Consider the following 19015-nt stretch of genomic DNA (forward strand, 5'->3'; position numbering starts at 1 on the left):
GCACCGATGGCCCCGCTCGCTCCGCCGGTGGCCGCGATCCGGATCGCGGTCCGTCGTGCGTTGGCCGACCTGCCGACGGACGGTCCGGTGCTGGTCGCCTGCTCCGGTGGCGCCGACTCGCTGGCCCTGGCCGCGGCCACCGCGTTCGTGGCGCCCCGGGCCGGCCGCACCGCCGGGCTGGTGACGGTCGATCACGGGTTGCAGACCGGGTCGCGGCACCGGGCCGAGGCGGTGGGGCGCTGGGCGGTCGAGGCCGGCCTGGCACCGGTGGAGGTGGTCCGGGTCGAGGTCGCCGGTCGGCCCGGTGGCCCCGAGGCGGCGGCCCGGGACGCCCGCTACCAGGCATTGGCCGAGGTCGCCGGTGGGCACGGCGCCTCGGCGCTGCTCACCGGCCACACCCGGGACGACCAGGCGGAGACGGTGCTGCTCGCGCTGGCCCGGGGCGCCGGCCCGCGCGGGCTCGCCGGTATGCCGGCCCGTCGGGACCTGGCCGGCATCCCACTCGTACGACCGCTGTTGGAGATCGGGCGGGCGGAGACCCGCGCCGCCTGCGTGGCCCTCGGGCTGGTGCCGTGGGACGACCCGCACAACAGCGACCCGGCGTACGCCCGCTCCCGGGTCCGGGCCGACGTGCTGCCCGTGTTGATCCGGGCGCTCGGACCGGGCGTGCTGGACAACCTCGCCCGTACCGCCGCGCTGGTGGCGGCGGACAACGCGGTACTCGACGAACTCGCCGTTGCGGCGCTGAGCCGGGCCCGGCATCCCGACGGCGGCCTGGCCACCCGGATCCTGGCGGAGCTGGCGCCGGCCGTGCGCGGCCGGGTGCTGCGTGCCTGGTCCCACGAGTTGGGCGTCTCACCGGCTGCCCTGTCGCATCGCCACGTCGCTGCGCTCGACGCGTTGGTCACGGCGTGGCGCGGCCAACGAGCCAGCTACCTGCCGGGCGGGCTGCGGGTGCTCCGCCGGGACGACCGGCTGGTGTCGGAGTCACCACCGGCCACGCCGGCCGGTCGAGCAGCGGTACCCGAGACGGTGGGGTCAGCGCCCGACCAGGCGGTGCTCGAAGGATGACCCACCCTCGGCAACCGTTGTACGCGCCGCGTGGCGCCGTCGCCACCAGCCACCCGTTGGCCGTGGCCGCCGGCCTGACCGTGCTGCGCCGCGGTGGCAACGCCGTGGACGCCGCGCTGGCCACCGCCAGCACGCTCACCGTCGTGCAACCACCCTCCAACGACATCGGCGGTGACCTCTTCGCCATCGTCTGGGACGGCGAGCGGCTGCACGGCCTGAACGCCTCCGGCCGGTCGCCCGCCGGACTGACCCGGGACCTGGTGCTCGCGGCGACCGGCGGCCGAGGCGTCGAGCCCGCCGACGCGCTGGGCGGCGCACAGGCGGTCGGCCCGGCGATGCCGGCCCGGGGCTGGCTGCCGGTGACCGTGCCGGGCGTGCCGGCGGGCTGGCGCGACCTGCACGAGCGGTTCGGATCGCTGCCGTTCGCGGACCTCTTCGCCGACGCCATCGGTTACGCCGAGCAGGGACACCCCGTCTCCACCACGACGGCGGCGGCCTGGTCCCGCGCGGTAGCCGGGCACGCCGACCTGACCGGTCCGGAGTACGCCGAGTTCGGGCGGGTGTTCGCACCGGAGGGGCGGGCTCCCCGCGCGGGCGAGCGGTGGCGCAACCCGGACGCGGCACGGACGCTTCGACTGATCGCCGACAGCCGGGCGGAGGAGTTCTACCGGGGGCGGATCGCGGCGGCCCTGACCGGTCACGCCGCCCGTACCGGCGGGCTGCTCACCGCGGCGGACCTGGAAGACCACGCCAGCGTCTGGGTCGACCCGGTGTCAGTGCGCTACCGGGACCACGAGGTCTGGGAACTGCCGCCGAACGGGCAAGGACTGGCCGCCCTGCTCGCCCTGGGCATCCTGGACGGATTCGACCCGACCCGCCGGTCGGGGTGGCTGCACCGACAGATCGAGGCGGTCAAGCTCGGCTTCGCCGACGCGCACGCCCATGTCGCCGATCCCGACCTTGCTCCGGTCCCGTCCGGGCTCCTGACTGCGGAACATCTGGCGCTGCGCCGCGCGGCGGTCTGCGATGCGGCGGCCGACCCGGTGACCGACGCGCCGGAGCGCGGAGGAACGGTGTACCTCTGCACGGCCGACGGGAGCGGCATGATGGTCAGCCTGATCCAGTCCACCTACCTCGCCTTCGGATCGCACGTGGTGCTGCCCGGGTACGGCTTCGCGCTGCAGAATCGTGGTCTCGGCTTCCGGCTGGACGCGGGACACCCCAACGTGGTCGGCCCGGCGAAGCGGCCGTATCACACGATCATTCCCGGTTTCCTGACCCGCGGGGGCGTGCCGGTGGGGCCGTTCGGGGTGATGGGTGGGCACATGCAGCCCCAGGGCCACGTTCAGCTGGTCTCAGCGACCGTGGACGCGGGCCTCGACCCGCAGGCGGCGCTGGACGCCCCGCGCTGGTACTGGCACACGGGTCGTTCGCTGTTGGTGGAGGAGCAGTTGACCGCCGGGCCCGGTGGAGACGCGCTGCTGGCCGACCTGCGGGACCGGGGGCACCAGGTGACCGTCACGCCCGATCCCACCGTCTTCGGCTACGGGCAGGCGATCTGGCGACGCGCCGACGGGGGATACGTCGTCGGTTCCGAGCCCCGGGTGGACGGCGGTGCCGGCGGCTTCTGACCCGCGCGACCGGCCGGTCACCGGTCAGCCGGTGGGAGCACGATCGCGGAACGTGGTGCGGTACGCCTGTGGCGTGCCGCCCACCCGGCGGGTGAAGTGGTGCCGCAGCACGGCGGCGTCACCGAAGCCGGCCCGTTCGGCCACCCCCTCCACGGTGAGCGTGGTGTCCTCCAACAGCCGGCGGGCCAGCAGGACGCGCTGGTTGGTCAGCCAGTCGTGCGGGGTGGTGCCCGTCTCGGCACGAAACCGGCGAGCGAACGTCCGGGGCGCCATCCCCGCCCGAGCGGCCAACTCGTCGACCGTGGTCTGCCGGTCCAGGTGGCCCATCAGCCACTCCAGCACCGGCTCCAGGGTGGGGGCCTCCGGCGCCTTCGGGATCGGCGCCTCGATGTACTGGGCCTGTCCGCCGTCGCGATGCGGTGGTACCACCATCCGTCGGGCGAGCCGGGTGGCGGTGGCCGAGCCGTGCGCCTGGCGTACCAGGTGCAGGCAGGCGTCGATGCCGGCGGCGGTGCCCGCGCTGGTGAGCAGGCGGCCGTCCTGCACGTACAGCGAGTTGCAGCGCACCCGGGCGCTCGGGTGACGGCGCTGCAACTCGTCGACGTGCCGCCAGTGGGTGGTGCACTCCCGGCCGTCCAGCAGTCCCGCCTCGCCGAGCAGGTACGCCCCGGCACACACGCTGAACAGGTACGCGCCCCGATCGGAGGCCCGGCGAAGCGCCTCGTGGACCTCGACCGGTGCGGTGGTGGTCGGGTCGTGGGCGGGAACGGCCACCAGGTCCGCCCGCTCGAGCGGATCGAGGTCGGCGTTCGGCACCAGCTGAAAGCCGGCGGAGGTGCGCACCGGGGCCTGCCCAGGTCCACACACGTCGAAGCGGTAGCCGGGCAGTCCGTCGGCGGTGCGGTCGGTGCCGAACACCTCGGCGAGCACGCCGAGCTCGAACGGGGCGACGCCGTCCAGCACGAGTACGGCCACCGAACGAAGCATGTGACGAGGGTAACCGCACGAGTGGCAGGAAATCGAGTAGGGCTGGCATTTCTGCCACTTTCCGACGGCTGGCGGGGTACGCAGACTGGCAGGTGTCCGGTGCGCACCGGCGGCGATCCGACAACCGCAGACGTCAGAAAGCGAGCGCCGCCATGGGTTTCCTGTTCTTCCTGCTGTTCTTCCTGTCCCTCGCCCTGCTGTCCGCCCTGGGGCTGACCGCCGACAGCCGTGACTCCGCGGACTGGAAGCCCTCCGACAGGGGCCGCAGGTGGCAGTCACATCACTGATGAGGTGATTGTTCCGATCATCCGGAAAAATCACCAGGCGGGGTTGCCCCGAAACGGGCGGCCCCGCCGACGGTGAACCCGGGACGTACGGCAGGCTATGGGCATGGCTGACGGCTCCTGGTACGACGCCGACATCGACCACGTGATCATTTCCGAGGCGCAGATCCGCGAGAAGACCGCGGAACTGGCCAAGCAGGTCTCCGCGGACTACGCCCACGTCACCGACGGGCTGCTGCTGGTCTGCGTGCTCAAGGGCGCGGTCATGTTCATGGCCGACTTCGCCCGGGCGCTGGGCCGGCACGGACCCCCGGCCGAGCTGGACTTCATGGCCATCTCCTCGTACGGGCAGGGCACCACCTCGTCCGGCGTGGTGCGCATCCTCAAGGACCTCGACCGGGACATCGCCGGTCGGCACGTCGTCGTCGTGGAGGACATCGTCGACTCCGGGCTGACCCTGTCCTGGCTGCTGCGCTACCTGGAGTCGCGGTCGGCGGCGAGCGTCGAGGTGGTCGCGCTGTTCCGCAAGCCGGACGCGGTGAAGGTGACGGTTCCGGTCCGGTACGTGGGCTTCGACATCCCCACCGAGTTCGTCGTCGGGTACGGCCTCGACTTCGGCGAGCGCTACCGGGAACTGCCGTACGTGGGGGTGCTCAAGCCGGAGGTCTACGCCCGGTCCTGACCGTGCGGGCGCGTCGCGTCGCGTCGCCACCGGGGCGCCGGCCCTCGTCGCCACGCCGCCGGCCCGACTGCCAACGTCGGGCTCGTCCGCCCCACGTTCAGCCGACTTTCAGGTGATCGGACTACCTTTGACCACGGTGACCCGGAGATCCGACTCCGGGCCACGCCGGCTGACATCCGGTTCGCCGTGCGCGTAAGTGCTGGGCTCGCCAGCTCATATCGGTCTCGCACGGTGTACCGTCGAATGACCGTGGCGCGGCAATCGCGCCCCGGGGTCGAGGCCGGCCCGCACGGCGGCTCCGGCAGCCGCCCAGGCGGCGACACCCATCAGTCGGTCAGGACGTCGATCAGGAGGATGCGGGCGTCTCGGCGCTCGACAACAGCATGGAACGTACGCGTTTCTTCCGCCGACCGGTGTTCTGGGTCATCCTGGTCATCCTCGGCGCCGTCGTGCTCAGTCAGTTGTTCACCGGTGGACCCAGTTACCACCGGGTGGACACGTCCGTCGCGCTCGACCAGCTCAACAAGGGCGGCATCGAGGAGGTCGTCTTCCAGGACAAGGAACAGACGATCCAGCTCGAGCTGGCCGAGGAGACCGAGTTCGGCGACACCACCACGAAGCTGATCGAGGCTCAGTTCCCCTACGAGGTCGGCGACGAGGTCTGGAACCAGGTCCTCGACGCCAAGGCCAACAATCGGGTCACCGGGCCGGCCGACACCGAGGTGTCGTCCGACAGCATCTGGGTCAGCCTGCTGGTCAACCTGCTTCCCATCGTGCTGCTCGTGCTGCTGCTGCTGTTCTTCATGTCGCAGATGCAGGGCGGCGGCTCCCGGGTGCTCAACTTCGGCAAGTCCAAGGCGAAGATGATCACCAAGGACACGCCGAAGACGACGTTCGCCGACGTGGCGGGCTCCGAGGAGGCCGTCGAGGAACTGCACGAGATCAAGGACTTCCTGCAGAACCCGGCGAAGTACCAGGCGCTCGGCGCGAAGATCCCGAAGGGCGTGCTCCTCTTCGGCCCGCCCGGCACCGGCAAGACGCTGCTCGCCCGAGCGGTGGCCGGCGAGGCCGGGGTGCCGTTCTATTCGATCTCCGGCTCCGACTTCGTCGAGATGTTCGTCGGTGTCGGTGCCAGCCGGGTCCGTGACCTGTTCGAGCAGGCCAAGACGAACGCGCCCGCCATCGTCTTCGTCGACGAGATCGACGCCGTCGGCCGGCACCGTGGCGCCGGCATGGGTGGCGGCCACGACGAGCGCGAGCAGACCCTGAACCAGCTTCTCGTCGAGATGGACGGCTTCGACGTCAAGGGCGGCGTCATCCTGATCGCCGCCACCAACCGGCCGGACATCCTGGACCCGGCGCTGCTGCGTCCGGGCCGGTTCGACCGGCAGATCCCGGTCGACGCGCCCGACATGGAGGGCCGCAAGGCCATCCTGCGGGTGCACGCCAAGGGCAAGCCGTTCACGCCCGACGTCGACCTCGACTCGGTGGCCAAGCGGACGCCGGGCTTCAGCGGCGCCGACCTCGCCAACGTGATCAACGAGGCGGCCCTGCTGACTGCCCGGAAGGACGAGCGGGCCATCTCCAACGACTCGCTCGAGGAGTCGATCGACCGGGTGATCGCCGGCCCGCAGCGGCGTACCCGGGTGATGAGTGACCAGGAGAAGAAGATCACCGCGTACCACGAGGGTGGGCACGCACTGGTCGCCTGGGCGCTGCCGCACGCCGCACCGGTGCACAAGGTGACGATCCTGTCCCGGGGCCGCTCGCTGGGCCACACCCTGGTGCTGCCCACGGAGGACAAGTACACCCAGACCCGCGCCGAGATGGTCGACACCCTGGCGTACGCGCTGGGCGGCCGGGCCGCCGAGGAACTCGTCTTCCACGAGCCCACCACCGGCGCCGGCAACGACATCGAGAAGGCCACCCAGTTGGCCCGCGCGATGATCACCCAGTACGGGATGAGTTCCAAGCTCGGTGCGATCAAGTACGGCACCAGCGGCGACGAGCCGTTCCTCGGCCGCAACATGGGCCACGAGCGGGACTACTCCGACGCGGTCGCCGCCGAAATCGACGGCGAGATGCGGGCCCTGATCGAACTGGCCCACGACGAGGCCTGGGAGATCCTGGTCGAGTACCGGGACGTGCTGGACAACATCGTGCTCGAGCTGATGGAGAAGGAGACGCTCTCCACCGCCGACATGGCCCGGATCTGTGCCCGGGTGGTCAAGCGTCCGCCGATGGCCCCGTACAACGGCTTCGGTAAGCGGCAGCCCTCCACCGAGCCGCCCGTGCTCACCCCGACGGAGAAGGACGCGCTGAAGGTGCAGGCCGAGGCCGACGGCGCAGAGGCGACCGTGGGAGGCGGCAGCTCCAACAACTCCTCGGACGGTTCTCACTGAGCACCGACGACACGGCGGCCAGTTCCCCGCAGGGGGGACTGGCCGCCTCCGCCACCGAACCCGCCACCGACCGCCTCGACTACATCGCCGCGCGGCTGATCAACGGCCGGCTCACCGGTCGTCCCGTCGAGGACACCATGGACCTCGGCCGGATCGAGAAGGCCGTCCGCGAGATCCTCATCGCGGTCGGGGAGGATCCCGACCGCGACGGACTCCAGCAGACCCCGGCCCGGGTCGCCCGGGCGTACGCGGAACTCTTCGCCGGCCTGCGCGTCGATCCGGCCACGGTGCTCACCACCACCTTCGAGGCCAACCACGAGGAACTGGTGCTGGTCCGGGACATCGACATGATGAGCCTCTGCGAGCATCACCTGCTCCCGTTCCGGGGCAGTGCCCACATCGGCTACATCCCCGGCCCCGACGGCCGGATCACCGGCCTGTCCAAGCTGGCCCGGCTGGTCGAGGTCTTCGCCCGGCGGCCCCAGGTGCAGGAGCGGCTCACCTCGCAGATCGCGGACCTGCTGATGACCCGGCTGGAGCCGCGCGGCGTGGTCGTCGTGCTTGAGTGCGAACACATGTGCATGGCGATGCGGGGCATCCAGAAATCCGGTGCCAAGACGATCACGTCCGCGGTGCGGGGCACTCTGCAACACGACGCCAAGTCCCGGGCCGAGGCAATGGCTCTGATCATCCCCCGCTGACCAGCGGTCGGTCGTTCAGGGCGACAGCATCGCCAGCACGATTCCCGCGTTGGCCACCACGGCGGGGACCAGACAGACCAGCGCGCCGAACCGGGGCGTACGGTCGACCCGCTCTCCCGGCCCGGGCGAGAAGCAACGGCCCACCGCGAACCATCCCAGGGCGAACGCGACCGCTGGTGCCGGCAGCCCCATCAGCACCGCGAACGCGGTCACCGCACCGGCGCCGGCCAGCAGGTACACCGTCACCAGCAGCACCGGAACGAACAGCCCCAGCGGCCCGTACACCAGGAGGTTGCGGGCGCGGGACGGCCAGTGCGCGACCCGGGACAGACCACGGGCGGCGAGCGTGTCGTCCGCTCCGACCGCCCACCGGCGGGCATCCCGCAACGCGGTCAGCACCGCCGCCGGGCCGCCGTTCATCGATCGGGTCGCCTCCGCCACCTCCGGGGGTGTCGGCATCAGCGAGATCGGTGGCACACCCAGCTCACGTAGCCGGCTCTCCTGCGGCGCCAGCCGGGTGCGTACGCCCGCGAGTTCCTCCCGGGCGGCCTGGACCGCGCGGGCCTGCTCGCCCGCAGCGGTCGCCGCGCCCCGGCGTACCCCGTCGAGCTGCCGGGCAGCGGCGAGATAGTCCGCCCACGCGGCCCCGACCGGATCGCCCGGTGCACCGGCCGAGCGCTGCCGAACCGGCTCGGCGGCGGTGGCCGGCGAGTGATCGAGACTCATCCGGGTTCTCCCTGCACGCCGGCGGGCACGTCGTACGGAACCAGCACCACGCCGCGCTCGGCCGGCCCGTCCCAGAGCACCACCCGGTCGGGCCGGGGTCGCCACTCCACCGGGCGGCCGAAAACCGGCGTGAGCTGAGCCCCCGGCACCCCTGCCACCGCCACGGCGGTCAGCTTGTCCACCGTCTCGCCCGGTTCCATCAGCGTCGCGAACGACGGCACCGTGCGCCACCAGCCGAGCAGATGCTGTCCGGTCGGGGGCCCGTCACGCAGCAGGGCCCGCAGCCTGGCCGGTGGCAGTTGCTCGGGCGGCGCCACATCCAGCCCGAAGACAACCAGGTACGCCGGCTCACCGGAGTCCGCCACGGCGATCAGCCCGGCGAGATCCACCCGGTCGACGTCATGACGTTCGGCCAACTCCGCGACGAGAGCGTCGGCAAGGTGCCCGGTCTCTGCGTCCGGTACGGCGACCACGAACCGCGCCGTACCCGCCGGGTGGTGGGCCGCCGTGCTGTGCACGGCCGTCGCCAGGAGGCGACACGCGGCAGGCCGTGGACCGAGAACCGCGAGGTTGCGACCCGCAGCCGGGCCGAACGGCACCGCCGCGGTGCTGCGCGCGACATCCACCGCCCGCCCGAGCAACGCGGCCGGGGTCGTCGACTGGCCCGCGACGGCTGCCCGATAACGGGGATCGTTGCGCAGCAGCGGGCGCGCATACCCGGCGAAGACGACGGGCGGTGCCGCGTCCGACGGGCGGGCCGTCCAGATCCGGTGGCGCAGCGCCGCCACCGCCTCCGGCTCGTCTGCCGGATCGGGGAACCGGACCATCCGCTCATGACCTCGGATCGCTCCGCGGGGACCGCCGAGACCGCCGGCGGTGTTCACCACCGCGCTGCCCACCGGCAGGCCGGCCGCGGCGTCGTTCGTTGGTGCCAGCACCGCCCCGCCGCCAGGCAGCGCCACCCGCACCGGGAACTGGCCCAGCAGCGAATCCCGCTGCCCGCCGTCCGATCGAGTGCCCAGGCCCAGGTCACCCTCGCCGGCCAGCACCAGATGCACACCGTACGCCCGCCCGGTCCTGGCCAACGCGTCCAGCCGTACGGCCGCCTCGGCGGACAGGCGGTCCCGTTCGGCGAAGAGCGCCGGCAGGCTCTCCAGCACACAGACCACCCGAGGCAGCGGGCGATGCTCCCGCAACTCGGCGAAACGCTGCCCACCCGCGCGGGCGGACGCCTCCGCGCGCCGGTGCACCTCGGCCGTCAACTCGTCCAACAGATCCAGAACGTATTCCCGGTCGGCGGCCATCGCGGCCGCCCGGACCTGCGGCGCCCAGGACCGGTCCCGCTCCGTCTGCAGGAACTCCGCAAAGGACTCGCCGTCACCGAGGTCCACCAGATACAGCGACAACTCGTCCGGAGCGTAGCGCGCGACGAGTCCGAGCAACGCGGTGGTGAGGAAGGTGGACCGGCAGTCCCGCGACCGGCTGCTCACCAGCCAGTGCGGGGTCAGCTCGGTGAAGCCGAGCGAGACCGGCCGCCCACCCGCATCGCCGACGGTGCTGCTGAGCCCGTCCGCCCCGGTCGCCTGCCACAGATCTTCCGGAGGCGGCAGCAGGTGCGCCAGGGAGAGCCGGCTGCCGGCCTCGATCTGGGCTGCGATCCGGCGGCACACCCCGTCGATCAACTCGGCCGGCGGGTCCGGGTCGACGAAGACCGGAGAGTTCAGCCCTCCGTCGGTGCCGCCACCGGCGAACGCCGCGCCCGGCGGATCACCGAGCAACGCGTAGGCCGTCCGCATCGCCAACGGCGTAGCCCTGGGCAGTGCGGCCCGGCCGGCCGGCGGCCACCCCGCCACCACCAGGTGCAGCCCCGCCTCCGGCCCCCGCTCGGCAAGCGCCTCGATCCGTGCGAGGTCGCCCGGCCGGAGCGGTTCGGGCAGCGTGGCCAGCACCAGCAGCAGCGCGCGGTCGTGCCGGCGCGGACCGGAGGCGTCCGGCGCCACCCACCGCTCCGCCTCCACCAGCACGGCCTCCAGACCTTCGGTGTCCGTGGCCGGCGGGGCAAGCACCCCGGCGTCACCGAGCACCGCGAACGGCGCCAGCGCGACACCCGTGGCGTCCACCGCCCGTACCAGCAGCGCCCCCGCCGGTGTCGCCGCCAGCATCCGCAGCAGTACGGATCGCAGCAGCCCGGCGACTCGTGGATCGTGCGCGTCGGCGTCCACCACGAGGTGGCCGCTGCCGAACATCGGCACCAGCGCCGGGAAGCGCGCGTCGTCCAGCGGGGCGGCGGTGCCCACCCGAACGAACGGCGGTGGCCCCTCCCCGGCGGGATGAGCCGGTTCGACCGCGTCCAGCGTGGACCCGGCCCAACCGGGGGCGAGGACGTTCGTCGCCTCGCGCAGCCGCTCGGCCAGTGCATACTGGCGCCGCTGGTCGGCCGGGACGGGGCGGGTGTCGTCGAGAACATTCGTCGCCGCCGTGACCGTCGCGGCGGCCCGGCGGTGCAGCGCGGCGGCGCGGAGTGTCCGCGCTTTCGGACCGCCCACCGTGTCCACCCCCTCCGCCCGAGGTCGGCACCCACTCGCCGGGCAGCAACGACGGTATCCCAGCGATGGCTCCACCTTCGGGATGCGGGTCGGCGCTGCGCCGGTGTCGTCAGGGATCTCACCCATCGGCAGGATTCAGTCACGATCTGCCAAATCCGGGGCATTGGGTCCGGGGCCGCCAGCCGATAGCCTCAGGGGGTGGAATCAGTGCCGCCCCCCGCCGGTTCCCAGGTCTCCCGCGTACCGGCGCAGAGAACACCGCCGGAGGAACTGGCACCGCCCGCGGTCGCGCCGGCTCCGCGTCAGCCCCGGCGACGACTGCGTACGGTGTTGACCGTGGTCGCCGGGGTGGTCGCGGTGCTCTGCCTGACCGGAGGAGTCGTCGGCTATCTCGTCTACGACCGCGCCACCACCCCCGACCGCAGCACTCCCGCAGTGGTAGTGGACAACTATCTGCGCGCGTACCTAGTTGATCGCAACGACGTTCGATCCCGCCTGTTCAGCTGTGAAGATGTGTCCGAGTTCGAGACGCTTCGACGGCTCAGGGATGACCTTGCAGCCCGGGAGGAGCGCTTCGGCACGACAATGTGGGTTAGTTGGGAACGTTTCCAGGTGGATCGGATCGACGGCAGCGCTGAGGTACGCGTCGACCTGACCTTTGCGGCGCAGGTGGACGGTATCCGACAAAGCGACCGGCAACCATGGACATTTACCACCCGACTGGGCGAGGACTGGCGGGTCTGCTCAGCTACGCCGAGCTAGCCTCACTCGACCCAGAGCATGTGAACCGGCACCTCCAGGGTGGTCGGCGACTGGCCGCGCCAGGCCCAGCGGTACCACTCCATCTCGGGTGTCACCCGTACGCAGATGTCGCCCTCGGCGCCCGAGTAGACCTCGGTGACGGCGCGCAGATCACGGTGCTCGACCGAACCGACCATGTGCACGACCCGTCGCCCGGTAACCGCGTCCGCCTCGAAGACCGGCGTCGGTGCTGGGTGTGCCGGTGCGTCCAGTGAGACGAGACGCAGGCCGCCGTCTGGCGTCGGTGTGGTCACTCGGCCGACCGTCTCGACCCAGACCCGTTCGACCGGCACCAGCGGTGCGAAAACCTCGACCTGGTCCGACTCGGCGCGATACCACTCGTGCTCCGGGATGACCGGGACGTAGGTGCGGCTGTTCTGCACCACCCGCTCGTCGGCCCGTAGGTCGGCACGCCACCCCAGCCCGGGCAGTCCGACCAGCACCCGCCGTCCGCGCAGTTCGACGCTTCCGGCGGCGGGGACGATCTCGATCGGACGGGGTGGCTGAGGAGCCCAGTCGGGCTGGTCGGCGAACGGGTCCGGAAGCGGTTCGGTCATGAGGGCCCGCAGTTCACCCGGCACCCTTCAACGGCGCGCCCTTCGACCGCATGAACGAAACCGGGTCTCTGGCGCCCCGGCTGCTGCGATCGCCGTCGAAGTGTACCTCGAAGTGCAGATGCGGCCCGGAGGAGTTGCCGCTGCTGCCCACCTCGCCGATCACGTCACCGGCCTGCACCGTGTCGCCGACGGCGACACGGGGAGGATCCACCATGTGACAGTAGCGGGTGATGACGCCCTGGGCGTGCAGCACGTCGACGAACCAACCGCAGCCCCCCTTGCCGGGCCAGCCTTCCTCGTCACAGCTGAGCCGTCCTCTCCGGTCCGGGTCACAGCGAGAGACCAGCACCCGACCGGTCGCCGCGACCCTGATCTTGGTGCCGAATTCCGCGGAGATGTCCACACCGTTGTGCCCGGGCCGACTGGGGGTCCGGAATCCGGAACCGACGCCGCCCGGAATCGGTGCGGTCCAACCGGAGGCCGCGATCTCGCCGCCTGCGGCGGCGTCACACACCTCCCGTCCGGCGATCAGCGCGGTACGTGCCGCGCCCCCGGCCAGCGCATCCACGATGCGGGCGGCGAGTTCCTCGTGCTTGGCGTACGCGTCCGGGAAGGCGCTGATCTGAACCTGCTGCGCGGCCACGGTCAGCGGCAGCTTCTTCCAGTCGGATACGTCGACCAGCTTTTCGTAGAACTTGCGGGACGAATACTCGGGGTCCATCCGCTGGGCGACCGTTCCCCACGAAGGCCGTTGCTGGAAGAGACCGACGGAATCGTGGTCGGCCCCGACCCCCTCGTTCGGAATGTCCTGTGACTCGCCGACCGTGCTGTTGGCCAGGTTGAGCAGGCGCGACTCCTGCATGGCGGTCGCCACCGCGATCACCCAGCCCCGCGGCGGCACCTTCATCTCCTGGCCGACCTTGATGATCGCGGCGGCGTTCCGCAGCTGGCGTTCCCCGTACTCGGCGAAGCGCGGCATATTGCCCGTGACGTCGACCTCGAAGTCCCCGGTGCACTCCATGCTGGCCGGGGCCAACTGCTCGGCAGCGTCGCCGCCCAGCTCGGTGAGGAAGAACGCACCCGCGCCGCCGGTGCAGCAGAGCAGCACCAGCGCTGCGGTGAGCGCGGCGGCGAGGGCACCGGTCCGGACCGGTCGACGGGAACGGCTCTGCTCACTCATTCCTGCTCCAGTCCACCGCGTCCACCAACCATCGCCCGTCGGGTGCCAGCAGTTCGAGCCGGAGCTGTCCGTCGTCGAGCGGAATCGTCGCTTCCACGAAGGTCTCACCGCGTGGACGGAGAGTCACGTCGCCGGTGACCGCGTCGGCAGGCACCTCGGCCGGGTCGGCGCCAGAAAGCTTCTCGGTGAGGCCGGTGGTCGAGAGCGGACGCAGCGCGTCGTGCCAGTCCGCCGTCGACTGGCCGGGGCGACCGAGCCAGGCGGCGGCGAAGCGTTCGGCGACCAGGTCCGGTGTCGGCTGGCCGGGCCGGGTGACCGGGGATGGTGTCGTGGTCGTGGAGATCGCGCCGTCTTCCCCGGTGGTCGGGTGCACCGTGCTGATCGGTTCGATCGGGCGATTACTCAGCCCGGTCGCCGGGTCGGTCGGGCCGGCCACCAATCTGGCCGCCCCCACCACCCCGAGCACCAGCACGGCGATGCCGAGTGCCACACCCAGCCGGGACCGCAGCAGCCTCAGGAACAGGAACTCGATCGCGCGGCGCACGACGGTCACCGTGCCTCGGAGCGGACCCGCGGCGCCGGCTTCTCGGGTGCCCGTTCGGCCGAACCGGGACGATAGATGACGTAGGAGGGGTTCTCGTCCGGCACGTCCGGCTCCGTCCAGGAGGCTGGCTGTCGCCGACGGGGCTTGGGCGCGACCGCCCCCTTGCCAGGCCGCTCCCGGTTCTGGTCGTCGGTGCCGCCGGATTCGCGGTCGTCCGGCCGCTTCACGGCCGCGGGTGCGCCGCTGGGGACCGGGTCCGGACGAGCCTCCGGACGCACCTTCGGCTGCTCCGGTGCGATCGCCCGGCGTCGTCCGACAGTAGGCTCGGCGGTGCCACCGGGCTCGGCGACGTCGAGGCGGGCAGCGGTGCGCATGTCTCGGAAGAATCGGCGGTGCCAGGACCCCGCCGAGCTGACCGCCTCGCTGTTGTCCTTGCCACCGAGTTGGGTTATCCGGCGGTAGGGGCGCAGCAGCAGCCACCCGACCACCCCGCAGAGCCAGACCAGCACCACCTGCAGCCAGCCGGGGAGGGTCGCCGTGCTCATGATGAGGTCGACCGCGAAGAGGTAGATGGCGGCGCCGGTGCCGAATATCGCGATGTTGAACAGCGCCGCCACCACCGCGTTGCCCAGCCGTCGCAGGCCGGCGCTGGCCGGACGGAGCAGGCCGATGGTGCCCAGGATCGGCGCCACGATCACCGCCCACCGGAAGATCAGGAAGCCGAGCAGCACCAACAGCGACGCGGTCAGGTCGAACATCGCGAAGAGCAGGGCGGCGAGCACCGCGATGAACCCGGCACCCACCCGGTCCATGTCCCGGACGCCCTGCAGGTACTGGTAGGCCTCCGGATCCTCCCGCTCGATTTGCGCGGCGACAGTCATCCACTGCTGCTTCTTGGCACTGATCGTGGCCTCGCGGGTTTCGGGACTGGTCCGGATCTTCTCGGCCTCACCCCAGGAGAGCGACTTGGCGTCGTAGAGCGCTGCGCCGTACTTCTTGGCGGTCTCGCTGTCGGCCGAGCCGAGCGCGCCGCGCAGCCAGTTCCGGTAGAGCATCGCCTCGGCGGCCGTGTCGCTGGCCCGAACCGCCGGTGGACGCTTGTCCGTGCAGGCGTCCGGGTTCGGCATCGCACACCGGTCCGGCGGCACGTCCTTGGCGGCCGGGCCTACGGCGTCGTGCACGACGCCGAGCATGGAGACGAGGGCGCCGTCGGCGAGGTTCGCGGACTTGACCGGCCAGGCGGCCAGCGCGGTGACCGCCACCATCACCACCAACGCCCAGCCCGCCGTGGTCATCGCGCTGCTCATGTCGGACTGGCGCGAGCGCCAGAGCAGGTAGAGCCCGACCACGCAGAGGGTGACGATGCCGAAGACGCTGAACACCTTCTGGTAGACCGCCTTGGTGGCCTGGTCCACCAGCGGGTCAGCCCAGCCCCACATGGTGCCCGGCTCCCACGCGCGTTCGCGCAGGGCGTTCGAGGCACCGATGATCGCTGTCGCCAGCATGAACTCGCCGTTGGCGATGGTGTTGGTGAACTTGTAGTCCGGGTGCAGCAGTGTGGTCGCGCAGCCAGATTCGATCTTGTAGGTGCTGTAGCTGTAACCGGCGTAGCCGTAGTCGCTGTAGTAACCCTTCGGGCCGGGGAGCTTCGAGGCCTCCGGGCGGGAGGCGAACCAGCCGGCGATGCCGGAGTCGGGGGCAGTTGGGGTCGGCGGGTTGAGGCAGGTCGCCTCCGATTCCGCCACCTGCTGAAGCTTGGCGACGCAGGCGCGGAAATCTACCTGCCATTCCTCGGTCGAGCAGAGTTCGGCCGCAGCGGCCTGGTACGCCACCGGAGCCGCGTACGCCGGTGTGGCGGTGAGCCCGGGCCAGCTGATCGTGGCTGCGGCGAGGACGCCGAGTGCCAGGAGGAGCGCCGTGATCCGTGCCCGGGCCCTCGCCATGTCACGCCTCCATGTCAGGCAGCACGGTCGGCAGCACCCCTGCGGCGGCGGCGATGGCGGCGGGGGTGGTGTCGAGGTGGTCCAGTAGGCCATCCACGTAGGAGACGTCGACCCGGACCTTCTGGACCCGGCCGTCGACGTCGCGCATCACGAACTCCCGGAAACCGAGCCGGCTTGCGGAGGTCGCGTCGGCGGTGGAGAGAGAGGCGAGGGTGGCCTCGTAGCCGTCATCGACCGGCACCCGCAGCAGCCGCAGCGCCTCGGAGGCGATCTCGGCGTCCTCGGCGATCCGGCCGACGAAGACGGTGGAGACGAGGTTCTGTACGTCGAGACCGAGGATGTCACGTGGGTTCTGCGAGGCGACCAGCGCGGCGAGGTTCCACTTGCGGGAGTCGCGGGCGAGTCGGACGAGGAATGACCGGCCGGAACGCCACCCCTCCATGAAGTGCGCCTCGTCCAGGCCGACCAGCTTCCGCGAGGCCATCGAGCCGCCGTAGCACCGGCGGACCGCCAGCCGATGCGCGGTGTGCAGCATCGGTAGGGCGAGCGCCTCCTCGGCCGACCAGTACTCGCGTTCGATCTTCAGGTCGGGCAGTCGCAGGCCAGCCATGGTGATCACCGTGAGCGCGGCGTCCGGCCCGAGCAGACCCTCCGGCGGGCGGCCGAAGAAGAGCATCGCCAGCGGCATCTCGGCAGTGTCAAGCAGCAGGTTGGCCAGTTCCCGGCCGGCGTGGTCATCCAGCTGGCCGAGACAGGTGACCACGTCGTCCATCGTGGAGGTCTCCTCGGCCGGGACCTGGCGCACGGCGTGCCGGAACAGGGTGGCGGTGGAGGCCTCCCGGGCCACCTGCGGTGGCACCAGCATCATGCAGATGTCCTGTACCAGCATCCGGCGCTCGGCCCGCGCGTTGGAGACCGCGATCTCGAACTCCCGGTCGCCGGCGGCTCCGGTGGCGAACTCGCTGCGCAGCGGGGTCGGGATCAGCGCGTACGGTGCCAGCGTGCCGTGTTCGGAGCCGGTCAGGTTCAGCACCCGCGAGTACGGCCGGAGCTCCGGCATCGCACAGAGCCGTGCCAGCGGGCCGGAGGGATCGAGCAGGGTCACCTGAACGCCGCGGCGAGCGGCCAGATAGCCCAGCGCGCCGAGCAGCGTGGACTTGCCGCCGCCCGGCTCGGCCACGAAGACCGCCAGACCGGATCGCTCCCGCACCTCCATGGGAAAGTGCAGGTCGAGGAAAACCGGGCGGCGGCAGGTGCCGGCGGTACGCCCGATCAGGTCGCCACGTCGGTCACCCACCGTGGAGGCGGCTTGCGGCAGCGCCGCCGCGAGCAGGTTGACCGGCATCCTGCGTACGTAGCCGGTATTGGCGATCGGCTCACCGGGGATGAACTCGCGGGCCAGCCAGTCCTGGTTCTTCGGGTGCTGCAGGGAGACGCGCAACTCGCGGGAGTAGAGCTGGATGAGTCGGCGGGCTCGTTCCAGGCACTCCTCCCGGGTACGGCCGCTCACCGCGATCCGGTGCCAGCCGTGGGCGCGGGCGGAGTCGACCGGCAGCCCGGTGGTCATCTCGTCGCCGATGACCAGGGCACGCTTGGCGAGTCGCTCCAACTCGGGTGGGGCGTCGATGCCGTGTTCGGCGTAGTCCAGCTGCTGTGACCGGATCATTCGGAGCCGGTGTTCCAGGTTGCGGAAGGAGTCGCCGGAACCGAGGATGTCGACCCGGGTGGACAGTTCCATCGGCCAGGGCAGCCGCTCATGGAAGTGCAGCCAGGGCTCGTGTCGCTCGGGGATCTCGAGCGGCTCCATCCGCCCCACGGCGAGCACCGCCACGTGTCGTTCCTCGCCGGTCATCCGGTGGACCAGCTTGACCGTGGAGCCGTACGGCGTGCGGTAGCGCTCGACCTGTTCGGTGAGGGCGAGCAGGTCACCGCGTTCCCAGCGTCCGTCGGTGATGGGCGAGAGCGCGCCGGGGGGCGCCATGCAGAGCGCCACCGACCGGTAGAGCAGCCATTCCAGTTCGTGCGCGGTGACCCGCCGTCCGCGCATGCCGAAGGCGCCGAGCACCTCGTCGAACTGTTCGACGGTACGGCCGAGCTTGCGCCGCTCGCCATCGGCGACGCCGCGGCCGAAGGTGCGCAGCAGCCGCTCGGTGAGCGAGTCACCGAGGGACCGGCGGGCGAAGGTGACGCCGAGGTAGGTCTGGCCCTCGGCGTGATTGACCGAGAGCAGGTGTCGTTGGGCGGCGACCAGGTGTTCGGCCCAGCCGGGTGTGCCGGGGACGTCGGGCAGCGGCGCGGCGGTGTTGGCGTCGATGGTGCGGGCCCACTCGTCGGCCGGGAAGGGTCGGGTGGTCCGGCGCAGGTGCAGCCGGAAGCCGGCCAGGCCGGCGTACTGCTCGGAGATGGCGGCGAGCAACGCCTCGCGTTCGGCGTCGGGGCGGAAGGCCCAGCGCACCTCGGGCAGCCAGTACCAGGCGGTGACCGTATTGGGGGTGAAGGTCAGGTGACCGGCGATCTCGGTGATGGCCAGTTCGACCGCTGGATCCCGATCGCCGAACTTGATCTTCGGTGGCCGGACGCGGACCGGCTTGGCCGGCCGTTCCCGGTGGTCGACGGAACGCTGCCGGGGCGCCGGGCGGTTGGTCGGGGGCGCGACCCGGCGTGGCGTCCGGGTCTCGGCGTCGGCGGAGGCCGGCTCGTTGTCGGGGACGCGGCGGTCCTCCCGGACCGGACGCTCGTCTCCGGCAGGACGATCGTCGGCGGGCGTCCGGGCGCTCGGCAGCCGTTCTCCGGGGACTGGCGTCATCCGGGTGGGGGCCGGCGGCAGGCTCGTGGCTGCCACCGCCTCGTCGACAATGTGGACGGGCGACGCGGCGGGCGTGGGTCCGGGCGGTCGCGGGGGTGCCGGAGCCGCCCGCTGAGCTGCCGGCGCGGGCCCGACGGCGGGTGGCGGCGTGGGG

Annotated in this window: 14 protein-coding genes and 1 pseudogene; 7 read left to right on the forward strand and 8 right to left on the reverse strand. The window is 71.7% G+C overall.

Annotated elements, in window-relative coordinates:
* Window positions 1-6: 6 nt before the first annotated feature.
* Window positions 7-999, forward strand: a pseudogene (gene tilS, locus AC2CHE_RS11345) (tRNA lysidine(34) synthetase TilS); the annotation flags it as partial.
* Between the two features lie 68 nt (window positions 1000-1067).
* Entirely contained in the window at window positions 1068-2702 is a 1635-nt protein-coding gene (locus AC2CHE_RS11350) for a gamma-glutamyltransferase family protein (protein ID WP_484504861.1), read from the forward strand.
* Between the two features lie 24 nt (window positions 2703-2726).
* Here the strand turns inward: AC2CHE_RS11350 and AC2CHE_RS11355 are convergent, their stop codons facing one another.
* Window positions 2727-3689: a GlxA family transcriptional regulator gene (locus AC2CHE_RS11355; RefSeq protein ID WP_484504862.1), complete on the reverse strand. Its 963-nt coding sequence runs from the start codon at window positions 3687-3689 to the stop codon at window positions 2727-2729.
* Between the two features lie 152 nt (window positions 3690-3841).
* On the opposite strand from AC2CHE_RS11355, the gene AC2CHE_RS11360 reads away from it, so the two are divergent.
* From AC2CHE_RS11360 to folE, 4 genes are all read left to right on the forward strand, one after another.
* Entirely contained in the window at window positions 3842-3976 is a 135-nt protein-coding gene (locus AC2CHE_RS11360) for a hypothetical protein (RefSeq protein ID WP_484504863.1), read from the forward strand.
* A gap of 103 nt (window positions 3977-4079) precedes the next feature.
* Window positions 4080-4655, forward strand: a complete 576-nt coding sequence (gene hpt / locus AC2CHE_RS11365; RefSeq protein ID WP_099849003.1) for a hypoxanthine phosphoribosyltransferase — start codon at window positions 4080-4082, stop codon at window positions 4653-4655.
* Between the two features lie 383 nt (window positions 4656-5038).
* Window positions 5039-7057, forward strand: a complete 2019-nt coding sequence (gene ftsH, locus AC2CHE_RS11370) for an ATP-dependent zinc metalloprotease FtsH (protein WP_484504864.1) — start codon at window positions 5039-5041, stop codon at window positions 7055-7057.
* 38 nt (window positions 7058-7095) lie between these two features.
* Window positions 7096-7758 carry a GTP cyclohydrolase I FolE gene (gene folE, locus AC2CHE_RS11375; RefSeq protein WP_484504878.1) on the forward strand — a complete coding sequence of 221 codons (663 nt, stop codon included), beginning with the start codon at window positions 7096-7098 and terminating at the stop codon, window positions 7756-7758.
* A gap of 15 nt (window positions 7759-7773) precedes the next feature.
* On the opposite strand, the gene AC2CHE_RS11380 is transcribed toward folE, so the two are convergent.
* Entirely contained in the window at window positions 7774-8484 is a 711-nt protein-coding gene (locus AC2CHE_RS11380; protein WP_484504865.1) for a hypothetical protein, read from the reverse strand.
* On the reverse strand, window positions 8481-11039 hold the full coding sequence (locus tag AC2CHE_RS11385; RefSeq protein WP_484504866.1) for an FtsK/SpoIIIE domain-containing protein: 2559 nt from the start codon (window positions 11037-11039) through the stop codon (window positions 8481-8483). The genes AC2CHE_RS11380 and AC2CHE_RS11385 overlap by 4 nt, the downstream gene beginning before the upstream one ends.
* A 198-nt stretch (window positions 11040-11237) precedes the next feature.
* Between AC2CHE_RS11385 and AC2CHE_RS11390 the strand changes: the two genes are divergently transcribed.
* The gene (locus AC2CHE_RS11390; protein WP_484504879.1) at window positions 11238-11792 is read left to right on the forward strand and encodes a hypothetical protein; all 555 of its coding nucleotides are present in this window, start codon (window positions 11238-11240) and stop codon (window positions 11790-11792) included.
* Between the two features lie 2 nt (window positions 11793-11794).
* Here AC2CHE_RS11390 and AC2CHE_RS11395 read toward each other — a convergent pair whose 3' ends face one another.
* The 5 genes from AC2CHE_RS11395 to AC2CHE_RS11415 all read right to left on the reverse strand — a co-directional run.
* On the reverse strand, window positions 11795-12388 hold the full coding sequence (locus AC2CHE_RS11395; protein ID WP_484504867.1) for a hypothetical protein: 594 nt from the start codon (window positions 12386-12388) through the stop codon (window positions 11795-11797).
* A gap of 13 nt (window positions 12389-12401) precedes the next feature.
* The gene (locus tag AC2CHE_RS11400) at window positions 12402-13568 is read right to left on the reverse strand and encodes a M23 family metallopeptidase (protein ID WP_484504868.1); all 1167 of its coding nucleotides are present in this window, start codon (window positions 13566-13568) and stop codon (window positions 12402-12404) included.
* The gene (locus AC2CHE_RS11405) at window positions 13561-14121 is read right to left on the reverse strand and encodes a hypothetical protein (RefSeq protein WP_484504869.1); all 561 of its coding nucleotides are present in this window, start codon (window positions 14119-14121) and stop codon (window positions 13561-13563) included. The genes AC2CHE_RS11400 and AC2CHE_RS11405 overlap by 8 nt, the downstream gene beginning before the upstream one ends.
* Complete coding sequence (locus tag AC2CHE_RS11410; RefSeq protein ID WP_484504870.1) at window positions 14118-16055, reverse strand: MFS transporter; 1938 nt, start codon at window positions 16053-16055, stop codon at window positions 14118-14120. Before AC2CHE_RS11410 ends, AC2CHE_RS11405 begins: the two co-directional genes overlap by 4 nt.
* A gap of 1 nt (window position 16056) precedes the next feature.
* The coding region (locus tag AC2CHE_RS11415) for an ATP-binding protein (protein ID WP_484504871.1) at window positions 16057-19015 on the reverse strand (2959 nt) is incomplete at its 5' end.

The organism is Micromonospora sp. ATLC16 (assembly GCF_057196645.1).